The organism is Photorhabdus africana, from assembly GCF_035181445.1.
GTDB classification, from domain to species: Bacteria; Pseudomonadota; Gammaproteobacteria; order Enterobacterales; family Enterobacteriaceae; genus Photorhabdus; species Photorhabdus laumondii.
On the sequence record NZ_JAXBVE010000053.1, the window covers coordinates 11,996 to 28,617 of the forward strand.

The 16,622-nt window shown below is 44.4% G+C and carries 15 protein-coding genes and 1 pseudogene; 7 read left to right on the forward strand and 9 right to left on the reverse strand.

What is annotated here, in order from left to right; translation table 11 throughout:
• Positions 1-17: 17 nt before the first annotated feature.
• Positions 18-848 carry an MIP/aquaporin family protein gene (locus SLS51_RS20360; protein WP_323840408.1) on the reverse strand — a complete coding sequence of 277 codons (831 nt, stop codon included), beginning with the start codon at positions 846-848 and terminating at the stop codon, positions 18-20.
• A 304-nt stretch (positions 849-1,152) separates the two neighbouring features.
• On the opposite strand from SLS51_RS20360, the gene zapB reads away from it, so the two are divergent.
• On the forward strand, positions 1,153-1,395 hold the full coding sequence (zapB, locus tag SLS51_RS20365; protein WP_323840409.1) for a cell division protein ZapB: 243 nt from the start codon (positions 1,153-1,155) through the stop codon (positions 1,393-1,395).
• A 60-nt stretch (positions 1,396-1,455) separates the two neighbouring features.
• Here the strand turns inward: zapB and rraA are convergent, their stop codons facing one another.
• The 7 genes from rraA to priA form a co-directional block, all read right to left on the reverse strand.
• A complete protein-coding gene (rraA, locus tag SLS51_RS20370) occupies positions 1,456-1,965 on the reverse strand; it encodes a ribonuclease E activity regulator RraA (RefSeq protein WP_011148830.1) in 510 nt (169 codons plus the stop codon).
• A 149-nt stretch (positions 1,966-2,114) separates the two neighbouring features.
• Positions 2,115-3,032 (reverse strand): 1,4-dihydroxy-2-naphthoate polyprenyltransferase, encoded by a 918-nt coding sequence (locus SLS51_RS20375; RefSeq protein ID WP_323840410.1) that lies wholly within the window; start codon positions 3,030-3,032, stop codon positions 2,115-2,117.
• A gap of 95 nt (positions 3,033-3,127) precedes the next feature.
• Positions 3,128-4,459, reverse strand: a complete 1,332-nt coding sequence (gene hslU, locus SLS51_RS20380) for an ATP-dependent protease ATPase subunit HslU (protein WP_323840411.1) — start codon at positions 4,457-4,459, stop codon at positions 3,128-3,130.
• An 11-nt stretch (positions 4,460-4,470) separates the two neighbouring features.
• Complete coding sequence (hslV, locus tag SLS51_RS20385; protein ID WP_036780122.1) at positions 4,471-5,001, reverse strand: ATP-dependent protease subunit HslV; 531 nt, start codon at positions 4,999-5,001, stop codon at positions 4,471-4,473.
• Positions 5,002-5,249: 248 nt separating this feature from the next.
• The gene (ftsN, locus tag SLS51_RS20390; RefSeq protein ID WP_323840412.1) at positions 5,250-6,038 is read right to left on the reverse strand and encodes a cell division protein FtsN; all 789 of its coding nucleotides are present in this window, start codon (positions 6,036-6,038) and stop codon (positions 5,250-5,252) included.
• Positions 6,039-6,107: 69 nt separating this feature from the next.
• Entirely contained in the window at positions 6,108-7,136 is a 1,029-nt protein-coding gene (gene cytR / locus SLS51_RS20395; RefSeq protein WP_323840413.1) for a DNA-binding transcriptional regulator CytR, read from the reverse strand.
• Positions 7,137-7,462: 326 nt separating this feature from the next.
• Positions 7,463-9,661, reverse strand: a complete 2,199-nt coding sequence (priA, locus tag SLS51_RS20400; protein WP_323840414.1) for a primosomal protein N' — start codon at positions 9,659-9,661, stop codon at positions 7,463-7,465.
• Between the two features lie 209 nt (positions 9,662-9,870).
• On the opposite strand from priA, the gene rpmE reads away from it, so the two are divergent.
• A complete protein-coding gene (gene rpmE / locus SLS51_RS20405; protein ID WP_011148823.1) occupies positions 9,871-10,086 on the forward strand; it encodes a 50S ribosomal protein L31 in 216 nt (71 codons plus the stop codon).
• Between the two features lie 128 nt (positions 10,087-10,214).
• On the opposite strand, the gene metJ is transcribed toward rpmE, so the two are convergent.
• Complete coding sequence (gene metJ, locus SLS51_RS20410) at positions 10,215-10,532, reverse strand: met regulon transcriptional regulator MetJ (RefSeq protein ID WP_323840415.1); 318 nt, start codon at positions 10,530-10,532, stop codon at positions 10,215-10,217.
• A gap of 287 nt (positions 10,533-10,819) precedes the next feature.
• Here metJ and metB point away from each other — a divergent pair, with 287 nt between their 5' ends.
• From metB to SLS51_RS24745, 5 genes and pseudogenes are all read left to right on the forward strand, one after another.
• On the forward strand, positions 10,820-11,980 hold the full coding sequence (gene metB / locus SLS51_RS20415) for a cystathionine gamma-synthase (RefSeq protein ID WP_323840416.1): 1,161 nt from the start codon (positions 10,820-10,822) through the stop codon (positions 11,978-11,980).
• Positions 11,981-11,982: 2 nt separating this feature from the next.
• A complete protein-coding gene (locus tag SLS51_RS20420; protein WP_323840417.1) occupies positions 11,983-14,418 on the forward strand; it encodes a bifunctional aspartate kinase/homoserine dehydrogenase II in 2,436 nt (811 codons plus the stop codon).
• A 343-nt stretch (positions 14,419-14,761) separates the two neighbouring features.
• Positions 14,762-15,646 carry a methylenetetrahydrofolate reductase gene (gene metF, locus SLS51_RS20425; protein ID WP_113025317.1) on the forward strand — a complete coding sequence of 295 codons (885 nt, stop codon included), beginning with the start codon at positions 14,762-14,764 and terminating at the stop codon, positions 15,644-15,646.
• A 361-nt stretch (positions 15,647-16,007) separates the two neighbouring features.
• The gene (locus tag SLS51_RS20430) at positions 16,008-16,211 is read left to right on the forward strand and encodes a hypothetical protein (protein ID WP_323840418.1); all 204 of its coding nucleotides are present in this window, start codon (positions 16,008-16,010) and stop codon (positions 16,209-16,211) included.
• Positions 16,160-16,339: pseudogene (locus SLS51_RS24745) on the forward strand (hypothetical protein); the annotation flags it as partial. The gene SLS51_RS20430 and the pseudogene SLS51_RS24745, both read left to right, overlap by 52 nt.
• Positions 16,340-16,622 lie beyond the last annotated feature (283 nt).

Genomic DNA, 16,622 nt, shown 5'->3' on the forward strand with positions numbered 1-16,622 from the left:
TCTGGTAATGCTCTACTCTAGGCTTTCTTTTTCTTCTGTACTTCAGTTTTATGAACATCAGAAGGTAAATTGCGGCCAATAAGTTTGCGGTAGCCAAATGCTCCCACAATACCGCCGATAATGGGTGCGGTCAGAGTAACCAGACAGTAAGGGATTTCACGTCCACCTGTCAGGGCAATATCTCCCCAACCCGCTAGATAAGCAATTAGTTTGGGGCCAAAGTCACGGGCCGGGTTCAGCGCGAAACCGGTTAATGGGCCAAATGCACCGCCGATAACGGCGATCACAATACCAATCAGTAACGGGGCCAGAGGACCGCGGGGAATACCGTTGCCATCGTCAGTCAGCGACAGAATCAAACAGAGCAGAATGGCGGCAATGATAACCTCTATCATAAAAGCCTGAGAAATGGACAGTGGCGCCATTGGGTAAGTAGAGAATACACCTGCTGTAAACAGGCTTTCAGGCGTACCACGAACAATATTGTGTACCTGTTCGTAATCAAGGAATACGCTGTAGTACATCATGTAAATGAGAGCGGCAGCGATGAAGCCACCAATCATTTGGGCAATAATGAAAGGGATAACCTTTTTGCCATCAAAGCGGGCAAACAACCATAAGGCAATCGTCACTGCCGGGTTAAGGTGAGCACCGGAAACACCTGCGGTGAGATAAACAGCTAACGCAACGCTCATACCCCAAATAATACTGATTTCCCATAAGCCTAATTGTGCGCCGGCAATACGTGCAGCAGCAACACAGCCTACTCCAAGGAAAACCAATAGTGCGGTACCAAGAAACTCAGAGATACATTGTCCGGTTAATGTCGTGCTAGTGGCTTGGCTCATATGTTCTATCCTACAAAGAAGATTTTAGAAGCGTAATTATTATTGTCACCTTTCAGAAATTGAAAAGGGGATTATGTAAATTTATCGTTAATGCGCGGAAACGAGAAATAGCGAAATTGAAATGTGTGTGTTGTGTCAACAAAATGAGCGAATCCGCATTTATCTGCTATTTTGCTAAAAATTAAAGTGCGAGACACTTTGAGCTTTTTATTTGGTAGTTATTTTCCATGTGTTGGGGATGTTGCTAGACAGGGGCGCTTTGGCTACATACAATCAGACAATTGCTTACAAGGGGGAACCGAGAATGTCATTTGAAGTTTTTGAAAAGCTGGAAGCCAAGGTTCAGCAGGCGATTGATACTATTACCCTGCTACAAATGGAAATTGAAGAATTAAAAGAAAAAAATCGATTTTTGTCTCAGGAAATTCAGAATGCAACCAGCGGCCGTGAGTCTCTGGCTCATGAAAATGAGCAATTAAAACAAGAGCAACAAGTATGGCAAGAACGTTTGCGTGCCTTGTTAGGCAAAATGGAAGATGTTCAGTAATTGAAATTTCCAGCAGACAAAAGAAGGGCGATCTGAAAAATCGCCCTTAGTTTTATATCATCAGATGATCTCATCTTCTTCGTTATCATCAAGTTCCAACGGTTCTTCAGACAAAATGATACCGGTGTTATCGGCATACAAATAATCGCCAGAGAAGAAGGTGACACCACCAAAATTCACCCGGATATCGCTTGCGCCGGTTCCTTCATCACGACAGCCAGCAGGAATAGCGGCTATAGCTTGAATGCCGAGGTCGAACTCTGCTAATTGGTCAACCTGACGTACAGCACCGTAAACAACAATGCCCTCCCATCCATTTTGCACAGCGAGTTGTGCCAGCTCAGCGTTAATTAATGCTTGGCGTACAGAACCACCACCATCTACCAGTAAAATGCGTCCATGACCGTTGTCTTCAAGCAGGTCGTAAAGTAACCCGTTGTCTTCAAAGCATTTAACCGTGATGATTTGACCACCAAATGAAGTACGCCCGCCAAAATTGGAGAACATAGGCTCTACCACATTTACTTCTTCTTGATAGATGTCACAAAGCTCGGAAGTATCATATTTCATAGGATTTACGTCTGGTTAAGGTATGGAACAGTAAGTATATCCCTTTCAGGCCGATGTTAGCAAAATCATCAATTATTAAATTGATATTGTTAACAGGTACCCAGAATGATTAAGTTACAACACCTTCGGAAAAACAGCGCAAATACTGTCTAATTAAAAATAAGACCAACTGAAAATAGAATATTAGTCAATAATGCCGCCTTAACCATCTGTCCCAACATTGGCCGCATTCCCTCTGGTGTGGGTTCATTAAGTACATACCACATATGTTTGAACAACCAAGGCAGAGCGAGCAGGAACAACCAGCTTGACCAGCCAGACGGGTTTTGTATGGTGAATAATACCAAGCAGAGTATTGCTGTAATTATTAAACATCCGTGATAATAACGGGCTTTTTTAGGGCCGAGACGGACAGCTAGGGTGTTTTTGCCATGCCGTCTGTCATCTTCAATATCACGCAGGTTATTGATATTTAAAACAGCAGCAGAGAGAAGACCACAGGCTGTCGCCGGGAGTATGACAACCGAGTCAAAAAAACCTGCTTGAAGATAATAAGTACCGGCAACACTTAACCAGCCAAAGAAAATCAGTACTGAAATATCGCCAAGTCCCATATAGCCATAAGGTTTTGCACCGACTGTATAGGTAATTGCGGCAATAATTGCTAGCAGGCCAAGTGCCAAAAAACCGAATATATCGCTAGGTTCTTCACAGGCAACAGCAATCAAGGCGCTACCAGACAGGCAAGTTAGCAGGACAATAATCTTCAGCGCTTTTTTCATCTGTGAGGAGGTAATAATGCCTTTTTGCATACCACGTAGTGGCCCGATACGCTTTTCAGTATCACTGCCTTTGATAACATCACCGTAATCATTGGCGAGATTGGACAGAATTTGCAATATGGCTGCTGTTAATAGAGCCAGTAAGGCAACCGGTAGCTTGAAATGCCCTGTCCAGGCAGCAAGGGCTGAGCCAGTAATAATGGCGGCAAGGGCGAGTGGTAGCGTTTTAGGACGCAAACTTTCCAGCCATGCTTGAGTTTGACTAATAGAAGTTGATGAGTTCATTTCTGCGTTCACTTACTCCTGTAGGCTTATAAAAAACGAATGGGAGGCAAGCCTCCCATGATTCATTATAGCGGATCAGAAATCGTATATACCGATTATAGGATAAAGCGGCTCAGATCTTCATCTGCAACCAATTTATCTAGATGCTTTTTAACATAGTCGGCATCAATATCAACTGACTGACCACGACGTTCGCTGGCTTCGAAGGAAATATCTTCTATCAGCCGCTCAAGCACAGTATGTAGGCGACGGGCCCCGATATTTTCGGTTGATTCATTTACCTGCCATGCGGATTCCGCAATTTTGCTAATGCCATCATCCGTGAAACTGATGCTCATACCTTCCGTTGCCATCAGTGCTTTGTACTGTTCCGTCAGGGATGCACTTGGTTCAGTCAGAATACGCTCAAAATCTTTTGTGGTGAGTGCCTGTAACTCCACTCGGATTGGCAGACGCCCTTGTAATTCAGGGATCAGATCGGAAGGGCTGGCAACCTGGAATGCACCGGAGGCGATAAACAGGATGTGGTCTGTTTTTACCATGCCGTGTTTAGTGGATACCGTACAACCTTCCACCAATGGTAACAGGTCACGCTGAACACCTTCACGGGAAACATCAGGGCCTGAAGTTTGACCTCGTTTACAGATTTTGTCGATTTCATCAATGAAGACAATACCGTGTTGTTCAACGGAATCAATCGCCTGTTGTTTCAATTCTTCCGGGTTAACCAGTTTGGAGGCTTCTTCTTCGATCAGTAGCTTGAAAGCATCTTTGATTTTTAGCTTACGAGATTTGTGTTTCTGACCGGCAAGGTTCTGGAACATAGATTGCAGCTGATTTGTCATCTCTTCCATACCTGGAGGAGCCATGATCTCGACGCCCACAGGTGTGGTAGCAACATCGATCTCGATTTCTTTATCATCAAGTTGACCTTCACGTAGTTTCTTACGGAATGCCTGGCGTGCGGCTGATGGCTCAACTTGCGTCTCCGTTTGTCCCCAGTTATTTTTTGCTGGTGGGATCAGGACATCCAGAATACGCTCTTCTGCCAGTTCTTCTGCTCGATAACGGTTTTGTTCGATGGATTGCAGGCGGACCATTTTAACCGCGGCATCGGTCAGATCACGGATGATAGAGTCTACTTCTTTACCAACATAGCCAACTTCGGTGAATTTGGTCGCTTCGACTTTGATAAACGGCGCATTTGCCAGTTTTGCCAGGCGACGGGCGATTTCGGTTTTACCTACCCCAGTCGGGCCAATCATTAGGATATTTTTAGGTGTTACTTCGTAGCGCAGCGTTTCATCTAGCTGCATACGACGCCAGCGGTTACGGAGTGCGATAGCTACAGCGCGTTTCGCTTTATCCTGACCAATAATGTGTTTGTCAAGTTCGCTGACAATTTCGCGTGGAGTCATTTCAGACATACTATCTACCCTTACGCTTTTGAAGGAAGTTCTTCGAAGTTATGATTATGGTTGGTATAAATGCAGATATCACCAGCAATGGTTAACGCTTTCTCTGCAATTTGTCTGGCGCTGAGATCGGTATTCTCCAGCATTGCCCGTGCGGCGGATTGGGCGTATGGGCCACCGGAACCAATGGCAATTAGGTCATTTTCTGGCTGAATGACATCGCCGTTACCTGTAATGATCAGGGAGGTATTTTCATCTGCGACTGCCAGCAGAGCTTCCAGTTTGCGTAGCATGCGATCAGTGCGCCAGTCTTTAGCAAGCTCAACCGCTGCTTTGGTCAGATGCCCTTGGTGCATTTCAAGTTTACGTTCAAACAGTTCAAACAGAGTAAAAGCGTCTGCTGTACCGCCGGCAAAACCCGCGATGACTTTGTCATTATAGAGGCGGCGAACTTTACGGACATTGCCTTTCATGACGGTATTACCCATCGTTGCCTGTCCATCACCACCGATTACGACTTGGCCATTACGGCGAACACTTACGATTGTAGTCACGAGTAAGCCCTTGGTTACAAAAATAGATAAATGTGACGCACGGTACTTTCGACAGTGTATATACCCGTTATCTTTCAAGTTGCCTCTTTGTTGGCTGCACTCGCTCACCCCGGTCACATAGTTACCTATGCTCCCAGGGATTCGCTCCCTTGCCGTCGCGATGCATCTTGAAATCCATAGGGTATACGGCTATCGAAAATACCGTGTGCACGGTGTTAGCAGTATAGATGGGGGAGAATTATCATTTTTCAACCCCCAGTAACACGGAGAATGCAACCTGATACGCCAGCGCCTTTCAGACGTTCCCGCATTTTTTCTGCGGTGTTTTTACTGTAGGGACCAAGAACAACACGATGCCAGCCGTCTCCCGTTGTGATCTGGCTTTCAATACCCGCAAATGCCAGATTGGCACGTACTGATTCAGCTTGGCCCATATTGCGGAATGAACCACATTGTAAAATCATACGCGGTGCCTTTTCTACGGGCTTATCTACAGGTTTAGGTTTACTGGTTTCAACCGGTGGTAGAGTTTGTGGTTGAACTGGCTGAGTCTGCGTTGGTTGTTGTGTCTCCGTTGATGGCTTGATGATCACTTGTGAACGCGGCACTTGAACGCCATTGTATGGCACTTCTGGCAGCGAAGTCGTCGGTTGGCGCATATCCGCCTGCATTTGTTCAAGTAACTGCCGTTGCTCTGCGGTCAACTGGGTTTGTGAATTGATTTGCCCCCCGGATGAGGGATCACGTGGTGTCTCAATGCCAACGGGGCGATTTTCCAATTCTTTGATATAGCGCCAGCGTTCTTCTGGTTTTGGCGGTAACCCATTGTTTTGCTGAGAGTGTTTTGGCAGTATTTCTGGTTCGCTTTTCTGTTTATTGTGGGTAATAAAGTAAAGGCCACCAATAAAGATAGCGACTAAGGCTACCGCGACGGCCAGCGTTGCTTTTGGCAGCCCCTGGGCTTGGTATTTTTTCTTATCGGTATTTTTACGGCGGGTGTTTGAACGCCCGCGACTCACATAATCTCGTTGTGCCACTGTCTAATTCGCTGAGTAATTTAAGTAAAAGAAAATAAACGATATGTTACTTAACCTGCGGTTATTTGACTAGCTTTTAGGCGAACAGGTACTTTGCCGAATAATTAATTCCGATTCCAGTAACTGAGACCCGCCAGAAGTTGTGTGACCCTGGATTTGATCTAGCAACAGTAACATTGCCTGGTGACCAATTTGATAACTGGGCTGTCCAACGGTTGTCAACGGCGGATCGCTGTACATGGAGAGACTTAAGTTATCAAACCCAATGATTGATAAATCTTCCGGTATTTTTAAGCCCATTCTTTTAGCCTGCCACATTACGCCAATCGCCATGACATCGCTGTGGCAGAAGATGGCTGTAGGAGGATCCAGCAGAGAGAGCAACTGTTCAGTCAGCTTTGCCCCGCTTTCATGGGTAAAGTTACCTTGGACAATATAATCTTCACGAATTGTCCCACCAGAGCGACGCAATGCTTGGATATATCCCTGACGGCGATAGCGGCAAATCGGTATATTTTCCGGGCCGGAGAGGCAGGCAATGCGTTTATGCCCCAATGTTTGTAGATAATGAGTCGCATTGAATGCCGCGGTCAGGTTATCAATGTGAATAGTCGGCAGCTCTAGCTCTGGTGCAAATTCGTTTGCCATTACCATTGGTGGCAGGTTTTTTTGTTCTTCTTTACTGGCATCAAACGGGATATTCGAACCCAGTAGCAACAGACCATCAATTTGTTTGGTGGCAATCAGGTTGAGAAACGCGTGTTCCTGTTTTTGCTGATGTTGGCAATCACCGATTAAAACCAGATAGCCATGTTGTTCCGCTGTCTCCTCAATGCCGCAAATCACATCAGTGAAAAAGGGATCGCTGATATTTGGTACTATCACTAAAATAGTTTTTGACTCACCGCGTTTAAGATTACGGGATAAATTATTTGGATAATAACCCACAGCCAGTACAGCTTGTTCCACTTTTTGTCGGGTCTGGGAAGAAACCTTTTCTGGATTCATGAGTGTTCTCGATACTGTTGCGGTAGAAACGCCAGCCACTTCAGCGACATCTTTCATTGTTGCGGAGGTGCCATTCTTTTTCTGATCCAAAACTCACTCCTCATTTCCTGACTGATTAGTTAAATGATTGTCATTTTCTGGTTGCCGGGAAACCATCAGTGACTTTAAGGAAAGTAACGACATGCGGTTTAAGGTTATGACAATGTTATTAAGGGATCATTCTAAACAGTTTGGCAAATTCATTTATTCCTTAGTTTGTAAAAAAGTGTGATATAAATCATTTATTCGATATGGCTCGCAAATTAGTGAGTAATTTTTCATTGATTACGGATTGCCGGGTGTGATTTTTTTAATAGTAAATAAGAGAATGTTTAATCTGCTCAGGTTATGTGTTTTAAAATAGAGGCGATTAATTACTAACTATCTGTTGGATCAACATCGATATTCCATTTCACTTTTCGGGTTTGCGGTAAAGCTGTTATCTGTGGATAAACCAGTGCCATGATTTTTTGTAAAACAGTTCTGGATGGATGTTGAATTAATAGTTGCCAACGATAACGACCACCTCTTTTTGACTGTAATGCAGGAACCGGGCCCATGATCCATAAGTTATCATCCCGCAAAGGGTGGTGTTCGAAAAGTAGGCGCAATTGTTGTAAAAAAGCAGGTGCTTGCTGATTATCGTGATCTTCTGACCGCAAGATAATATGGCTGGTAAATGGTGGCAAAAACACACTTTTGCGCTCATCCATAGCTTGAATAGCGAAAGCATCGTAGCCTTTATTGAGCAAAATTTGCAGTAATGGGTGGTCAGGATGATGAGTTTGAAGAACCACTTCACCTCGTTTACCTGCTCGACCAGCCCGACCGGAAACCTGTGTATAAAGTTGTGAGAAACGTTCTGCTGCCCGAAAATCTGCTGAAAACAAGGCACCATCAACATCAAGTAACGCGACCAGTGTGACATCAGGAAAATGGTGACCTTTTGCCAGCATTTGGGTGCCAATCAGTATACGGGCATTTCCGGCATGAATGTCAGCCAGTTGTTGTTCCAGTGTTCCTTTGCGGCTGGTGGTATCCCTGTCAATGCGGGTAACGGGGACATTAGGGAATAGGGCTGAAATACCGTCTTCAAGCTGTTCTGTGCCAAGGCCAACAGGTTGAAGATGAGTAGAACCGCATTGCGGGCACTGACGGGGAACGGGGCGCTGGCTGTCACAATGATGGCAACGTAACTGACGATGGTATTGATGCAGCGTGTAATAATGGTCACAGCGTTGGCATTCTGCAATCCAGCCACATTCATGGCAGAGTAGGGCCGGTGAATAACCGCGGCGGTTAAGGAAAAGTATGACCTGATTATTGGCTTGTAGATGTTCTTCAATACGCTTTATTAGTGGCTGAGATAACCCGATTTTGAGTGGTAAGCCTTTTAGGTCCAACAGATGCTGAGTCGCTGGCTGAGCATAACCTGCCCGTTTGGACAATGTTAGCGGGCGGTATTTGCCTTGTTGCACATTGTAAAGTGTTTCCAGTGCTGGAGTCGCAGAGCCCATGATCACCGGGATATTCTCTTTTTTTGCTCTGAATACCGCTAAATCACGGGCATGATAACGCCAGCCCTCCTGTTGCTTATAAGAGCTGTCATGTTCTTCATCAATAATGATGATGCCAAGGCAGGCGAAAGGGGTAAATAGGGCTGAGCGTGTACCGATGACAATTGCGTTCTCACCTTGTCGCGCTCGTAGCCATACAGCGAGACGTTCACTGTCATTCAGGGCTGAATGCAGAACATCAACTGGTGCGTTGAAACGTTCACGGAAGCGACGGATGGTCTGTGGTGTCAGGCCAATTTCCGGTACAAGTATCAGCGCTTGTTTACCTTGCGCCAGAATATTTTCCAATATACTGAGATAAACTTCTGTTTTACCTGATCCGGTGATGCCCGCCAGTAACCAAGGAGAGAATTGCTGGTCTTCTGCACGGATAGCACCAACTGCTGTGGCTTGTTCGGTATTCAATTTTAGGCGTTCGCCAGTGATTTGGAAGTGATTTCGCCAGTTCTCAGATTCAGGTTGTACAGGGTATAAATCGATAAGTGACTTCTTCTTGAGCGATTGGAAAGCGCTTTCGCTTAGTTCCAGTTCTGTAATCTGATGGCGATATATTGCTTTACGGCGTAGGGTTGCCAGTACTTGCTGCTGTTTTGGCGAGCGTTTCAGTTGCGCCAGCGGTAATTCAGCGCCTGTTGGTGTGACTTGCCATTGCCATAGTGGAGTTGATTCCGCAGGTTTTCCCTGACGAAGCAGCACTGGCAATGCATGGAACAGGACTTCACCGATGGGATAATGGTAATAACTGGATGCCCAGAGCAATAATTGCCAAAGATTTTCTGGAAATAAGGAGTGAGTATCGAGAATAGATTCTATGGTTTTCAGTTGTTCTGTCGGAATATCACTGTGGTCAGTTATCCCAGTGACGATACCAATCGCTTTACGTTTGCCAAAAGGGACTATTACCCGCATTCCTGCAACGGGTAATTGACTCTCTGCGGGTAGCAGATAGTCAAAAGAGCGGGTAAGAGGGACAGGTAGAGCAACCTGAACAACAGCCATAAAATTATTCCGAGCGATCAATAAATAAAGCAAAAATTGGCTATAGAGTATCATAGACAATAAGCGGATTTCATTGCGGGATGGGTAGATATTCTGTATGATCCGCCGCCTTTGGTATGGAAGATACCAAACTCATTTTATCAACACGACGTGTGGTGTCTGGCGGCAACAGGGCTGGATAGCGACACGGCCTTAACAGAGGTTATCCCATGAAAAAAGGTATTCATCCTAAATATGAAGAAATTACTGCAACTTGCTCTTGCGGTAGTGTAATACAAGTCAGATCTACCGCTGGTCACGCTCTGAACCTGGACGTATGCGGCCAATGCCACCCATTCTATACGGGTAAACAACGTGATGTTGCTACTGGTGGTCGTGTTGATCGCTTTAAGAAACGTTTCAATGTTCCAGGTGTCAGCAAGTAATTGCAGAATTGCGCCTGTCCGTGATGACAGGCCGACTGGTACTAACGCCCGGTGTTTTGCATCGGGCGTTTTGCATTTTAGTCAAAATAAAAAATCCCTGTATTTTTACAGGGGTTTTTTCGCTACTATCAATATTCCCAGGTATCAGGATCAATATCTAATTCCCGCATAATTTTTTTGGCTGCCTCTGGGATTTCATCATTACGCTCTTTACGTAAATCAGCATCATCGGGCAGCGGCTGTCCAGTAAATGCATGCAGGAATGCTTCACACAGCAATTCACTATTAGTTGCATGACGCAGGTTATTGACCTGGCGACGAGTGCGTTCATCAGTGAGGATTCTCAACACTTTCAAAGGAATTGAGACTGTGATTTTCTTCACTTGTTCGCTTTTTTTGCCATGTTCAGCATAAGGGCTGACATATTCACCGTTCCACTCAGCCATGGGGTACCTTAAATAGTCGTAAAATCATAAAATTAAGCCAGATAACAGCACCAGCTTTCGTTGTGACATATTGCCATTTTATCGTGATTTCCTTATCAATTATACAGTTATAGTATATGCGATAAACTAATGGCTACTAATAAATAAAGCAGCATTAGTTATGATGAATAATTATCCCATTGTCTAATCTAACCGTAAAGAGGTTTAGATGTCTAGATGTGTTGACGTCTACTTTGGTAGCGGATATTCTTCCCTGACTTAATTTATGACAGATAGTGGTAGCTGATATGACACGCAAGCCGGCAACAATAGCAGTTCGCAATGGGCTGAATAACGATGAACAGTATGGTTGTGTTGTTCCGCCTATATATCTTTCCAGCACATATAACTTTACTGATTTTAATCAGCCAAGGACACATGATTATTCCCGCAGGAGTAATCCGGGCCGCGATATGGTGCAACAGGCATTAGCTGAGCTGGAGGGGGGAGCGGGTGCTATCATGACCAGCAGTGGAATGTCAGCCATTCACCTGTTATGCACGGTTTTCCTTCAACCTGGCGATCTGTTGGTTGCGCCTCATGACTGTTATGGTGGCAGTTACCGTTTATTTGACAGCCAGACTAAACGCGGTGCTTATGAAGTGGCTTTTGTCGATCAGAGTGATGAACAGGCATTAAAGCAAGTCTTGTTCAAAAAACCAAAGTTGGTATTGATTGAAACGCCCAGTAATCCTTTATTGCGTATTGTTGATATTGCTCATATATGCCAGCTTTCCCATGAGGTAGGTGCGACAGTCATTGTTGATAACACTTTCCTGAGCCCTGTATTACAGAAGCCTCTGGCGTTGGGGGCAGATCTGGTTGTGCATTCCTGTACTAAATATCTTAATGGACATTCTGATGTCATTGCCGGAGCTATTATTGCAAAAGATGAAGAGGTCGCAGCGGAGCTCGCTTGGTGGGCGAATAATATTGGTGTAACCGGTGCGGCGTTTGATAGCTACCTGCTGTTGCGTGGTATGCGCACTTTATCGCCACGGGTCCTGTTACAGCAAAAGAATGCATTGGAGCTCGTCAATTATCTTCAACAGCAACCGTTAGTGAAAAAACTTTTTTATCCTGCTTTGAAAGATCATCCTGGGCATGAAATTGCTTGTAAGCAACAATTTGGTTTTGGCGCAATGATAAGCTTTGAGTTCGATGGTGGTGAACAGGCGATACGCCGTTTTCTGTCTGAGTTAAAGTTATTTACTTTGGCGGAATCACTGGGTGGTGTGGAAACCTTAATTTCTCATACGGCTACCATGACTCATGCTGGAATGTCAGCACAGGCAAGGGCGGAAGCGGGGATTACGGATTCACTATTGCGTGTTTCTGTGGGTATTGAAGATAGTCAGGATTTAATCGCTGATTTGGAAAATGCATTTCAGGCAGTAGTAAAGGAGTGACCATGAGTGCACTGGTAGTTGCAACGGCGGAAAATAACCGCCAATTACATAAGTTTGGTGGAAGTAGTCTCGCGGATGTGAAATGTTATCAACGGGTAGCCAAGATTATGGCTAATTACAGCCAACCCGGTGATTTAATGGTGGTATCCGCGGCAGGCAGCACGACTAACCAGTTAATTAATTGGCTTAAACTTAGCCAGAGCGACCGTATTTCTGCCCATCAGGTACAGCAGGTTCTGCGCCGTTATCAGCAGGATCTGATCAGAGGTTTACTACCTGAAACTGTTGCTGAAGAGTTGGTGAAGCGTTTTATTGCCGATCTTGAAAAGCTAAGTGCATTACTGGATAAACCAGTTAGTGATGTGACTTATGCAGAAGTGGTGGGGCACGGAGAGATCTGGTCCGCGCGTTTGATGTCGGCTGTGCTTGAAGTTCAGGGTATTCCTAGCGCTTGGGTGGATGCTCGCCAGTTTTTACGTGCGGAACGGGCGGCTCAGCCGCAAATTGATGTTACCCTTTCCCAACCATTGCTAAATCAGTTGCTAACACAAAATCTAAATAAACGACTGGTGGTGACCGGTTTTATCTCCAGTAATCATGATGGAGAAACGGTTTTATTGGGGCGAAATGGCAGTGACTACTCCGCAACTCAGGTTGGGGCTTTGGCAGGGGCGAGGCGGGTAACCATCTGGAGTGATGTTGCTGGTGTTTACAGTGCTGATCCGAGAAAAGTCAAAGATGCCTGTTTGTTGCCACTATTACGCTTGGATGAAGCCAGCGAGCTTGCTCGTCTTGCCGCACCCGTGTTGCATGCTCGTACCTTACAGCCTGTTTCCTTCAGTGATATTGATTTGCTATTACGTTGCAGCTACCAGCCGGAGCAAGGATCAACGCGTATTGAAAGGGTTTTGGCTTCTGGGACTGGCGCAAAAATTGTTACTAGTCATGATGATGTTTGCCTGATTGAGTTGCATGTGGCCGCTCATCATGATTTTAAACAGATATACAAAGATATTGATTTGTTGTTAAAGCGAGAACAAATTCGCCCATTGGCGACAGGCATCCATCTAGACTGTAATTTGATTCAGCTCTGTTACACTTCCGAAGTAGTGAATAGTGCATTGGGTGTGCTGGAAGATGCTACGCTTCCGGGGAAACTTTCCCTTAGAGAAGGCTTGGCGCTAGTGGCACTGGTTGGAGCTGGTGTATGCAAGAACCCATTACATTGCCACCGTTTTTATCAGCAACTTAAAGATCAACCGGTAGAATTTATCTGGCATGCGGAGGATGGCATCAGCCTTGTTGCTGTGTTGCGGACTAATCAGACTGAACATGTGATTCAGGGGTTGCATCAGAGTTTGTTCCGTGCTGAAAAGCGGATTGGTCTGATTTTGTTTGGTAAAGGAAATATCGGCTCTCGTTGGTTGGAGTTATTCGCTCGTGAGCAGAAAAACATTTCGGCTCGCAGTGATTTTGAATTTGTTTTGGTCGGTGTGGCGGATAGTCGCCGGAGTTTACTCGACTATCAAGGGATTGATGCTAGTCGAGCATTAGCTTTTTTTGATAACGAAGCGACAGAATATGATGTTGATGAATTATTTCTGTGGATGCGAGCGCATCCTTATGATGATTTGGTGATCCTGGATGTGACGGCGAGTGAAGAATTAGCTCGATGTTACAGCGATTTCGCCAGCTATGGTTTCCATGTTATCAGTGCCAATAAAATTGCGGGTGCTTCCAGTAGCAGCGATTATCGTTTTATTCGTGATGCATTTGCCAAAACAGGCCGCCATTGGTTTTACAATGCAACAGTTGGCGCTGGCTTACCTATTAATCATACCGTGAGGGACTTACGGGAGAGTGGTGATACCATTTTGTCCATTAGTGGCATTTTCTCTGGTACATTATCTTGGCTGTTTCTGCAATTTGATGGTTCAGTACCGTTTAGTGATTTAGTTGAACAGGCGTGGCAACAGGGATTGACAGAACCTGATCCGCGTATTGATTTGTCTGGTCAGGATGTGATGCGTAAATTGATTATCCTTGCCCGTGAAGCCGGGTATGAGATTGAGCCAGAGCAGGTGCGTGTTGAGTCACTGGTGCCGAAAGAAGCAGAATCAGGCTCTATTGAACAATTCTTTGATAATAGCGGTGCTATCAATGAACAGATGGTGCAGCGATTAGCCGCGGCGCAGGAAATGGGCATGGTGCTGCGTTATGTTGCCCGTTTTAATGCGAATGGTAAGGCAAAGGTGGGTGTTGAGGCGGTACGTCCTGATCACCCATTGGCGTCTTTGCTACCGTGCGACAACGTGTTTGCGATTGAGAGCCGTTGGTATCGTGATAATCCGTTAGTGATCCGTGGGCCGGGGGCAGGCCGTGACGTGACAGCCGGAGCGATTCAGTCTGATCTTAACCGTTTGTCACAATTGCTTTAAGCTTTCGAACCTCCACTGATTGAATCAAATGTGATTTCCTTCGCTTGAGATTTGAGGTAACGAGAGGGGGGATGTCCTGAGCAGGGCATCTTTCCTCATTGCTGCCTTAGCTATCGATCCACTAAGCCGATATAAACAAAGCCAAAGATCCCTTGATGAATTTTTTTCCGATTCAGGGTGAATATTCCTCACCGATTTAACTCAAATTTGTTGTTGACTAAAAAATGCCGATCCTTCATCTTATTTAGACGTCTAAACGTATAGGTGTTTAGATGTGTAAATAAAAGTAACTGGCAAATTATTAAGATGGGAAATTATTCCGCTTGTTAACGAGGTGCAGGATATGAGTTTTTTTCACGCAAATCAGCGAGAGGCGCTGAATCAGAATCTGGCTGAACTGGAAGGACAGATCCGTGTTTCATTTGAATTCTTTCCACCGCGCACAGCCGAGATGGAAAAAACCCTGTGGAAATCCATTAACCGCCTGAGCACCCTCAAGCCTAAATTTGTTTCTGTTACTTATGGTGCTAACTCTGGAGAGCGTGATCGTACCCATAGCATAATCAAGGGAATAAAAGAAAAAACCGGCCTTGAAGCGGCTCCGCACCTTACTTGTATTGATGCCAGCCGTGATGAATTGTGTGAAATTGCCCGTGATTATTGGAAAAATGGAATTCGTCATATTGTGGCTTTACGGGGTGATTTACCGGAAAACGGTGAAAAACCTAAAATGTATGGAGTTGATCTGGTTGAATTACTTAAGAAAGAGGCTGATTTTGATATTTCCGTTGCGGCTTACCCTGAAGTGCATCCTGAGGCAAAAAGTTCTCAGGCTGACCTGATTAGTCTGAAACGAAAAATTGATGCGGGTGCGAACCGTGCTATTACTCAATTCTTCTTTGATGTGGAAAGTTACCTACGTTTTCGTGACCGCTGTGTGACTGCTGGGATTGATGTAGAAATCGTACCGGGAATTTTGCCGGTATCCAATTTCCGTCAGCTTAAACGTTTTGCTGTAATGACTAATGTGCGTATTCCAAGTTGGATGACCAGAATGTTTGATGGACTGGATGATGATCCTGAAAGCGCAAATTTAGTTGGTGCTTCTATCGCAATGGATATGGTGAAGATTTTAAGTCGCGAAGGTGTGAAGGATTTTCATTTTTATACCTTAAACCGCGCAGAACTGAGTTATGCAATTTGTCATACTTTGGGTGTTCGTCCTTAATCTTTGGCTCTTACGAAGGATATTCCTTGGTAAGAGCGTGTTTTTTTATCTGTTGCATCTTTATAAAGCTTAAATTTTTATTATCTTGTTGGATAATTAGGGTTAATATGTTGTTGATATTTGTTTTTTTATAGAGTTGAATGGAGGAGTAAGAATAGTAATAAATAAAACTTTGTTATTAATTAAATTATTAAAGATAAACTATAGTAAATAACGACTCTGGTTATAATGTTTTTTACATAATTATCACTCTCTAAATCTCTTTATTAGAAAATAAAGTCACCCTACAGATAACTAATTTTAGTCGTCAGACTTATCATCATGTGGCATTTTGTTGTATCCACAGGGTGGTGACAATTATTTGATTAAGTACAATCTCAGCGATAGTTCTGGTTTGGATGATTTTTATCTACAATATAAAGATGGCTCTGCTGATTGGACAGAGATTGCCCATCATCTTCATCCTGATATGGTCGTAAATCAGGAGTATGAATCACAAGAGACAATCAAACACTGGATAAGGGTGAGGGAACGGCGGGAACTAAAGAAAATGGTTTGTCATTAGCTAATGCTATTTAGTCAGCTTCGGTCAAATTGTCCGATTTGAAATTGAAAACGGATTATCCGAACAGTATTGTTGGTGATAACAAGATTCGTCGCATTAAGCAAATTAGTGTTTCATTGCCTGCGTTGGCTGCACTCGCTCACCCCGGTCACATAGTTTGCTATGCTCCCGGGGATTCACTCCCTTACCGCCGCGATGCATCTTGAAATCCATAGGGTATAGAAGGTAAATTTTAAATTAACTTGAGGTTTCTATATTATTTAAGTTTAATTTATATGGTTTTTGGTTTATACTTATTTGCTTATTTGCTTATTTGCTTATTTGCTTATTTGCTTATTTGCTTATTTGCTTATTTGCTTATTTGCTTATTTGCTTATTTGCTTATTTGCTTATTTGCTTATTTGCTTATTT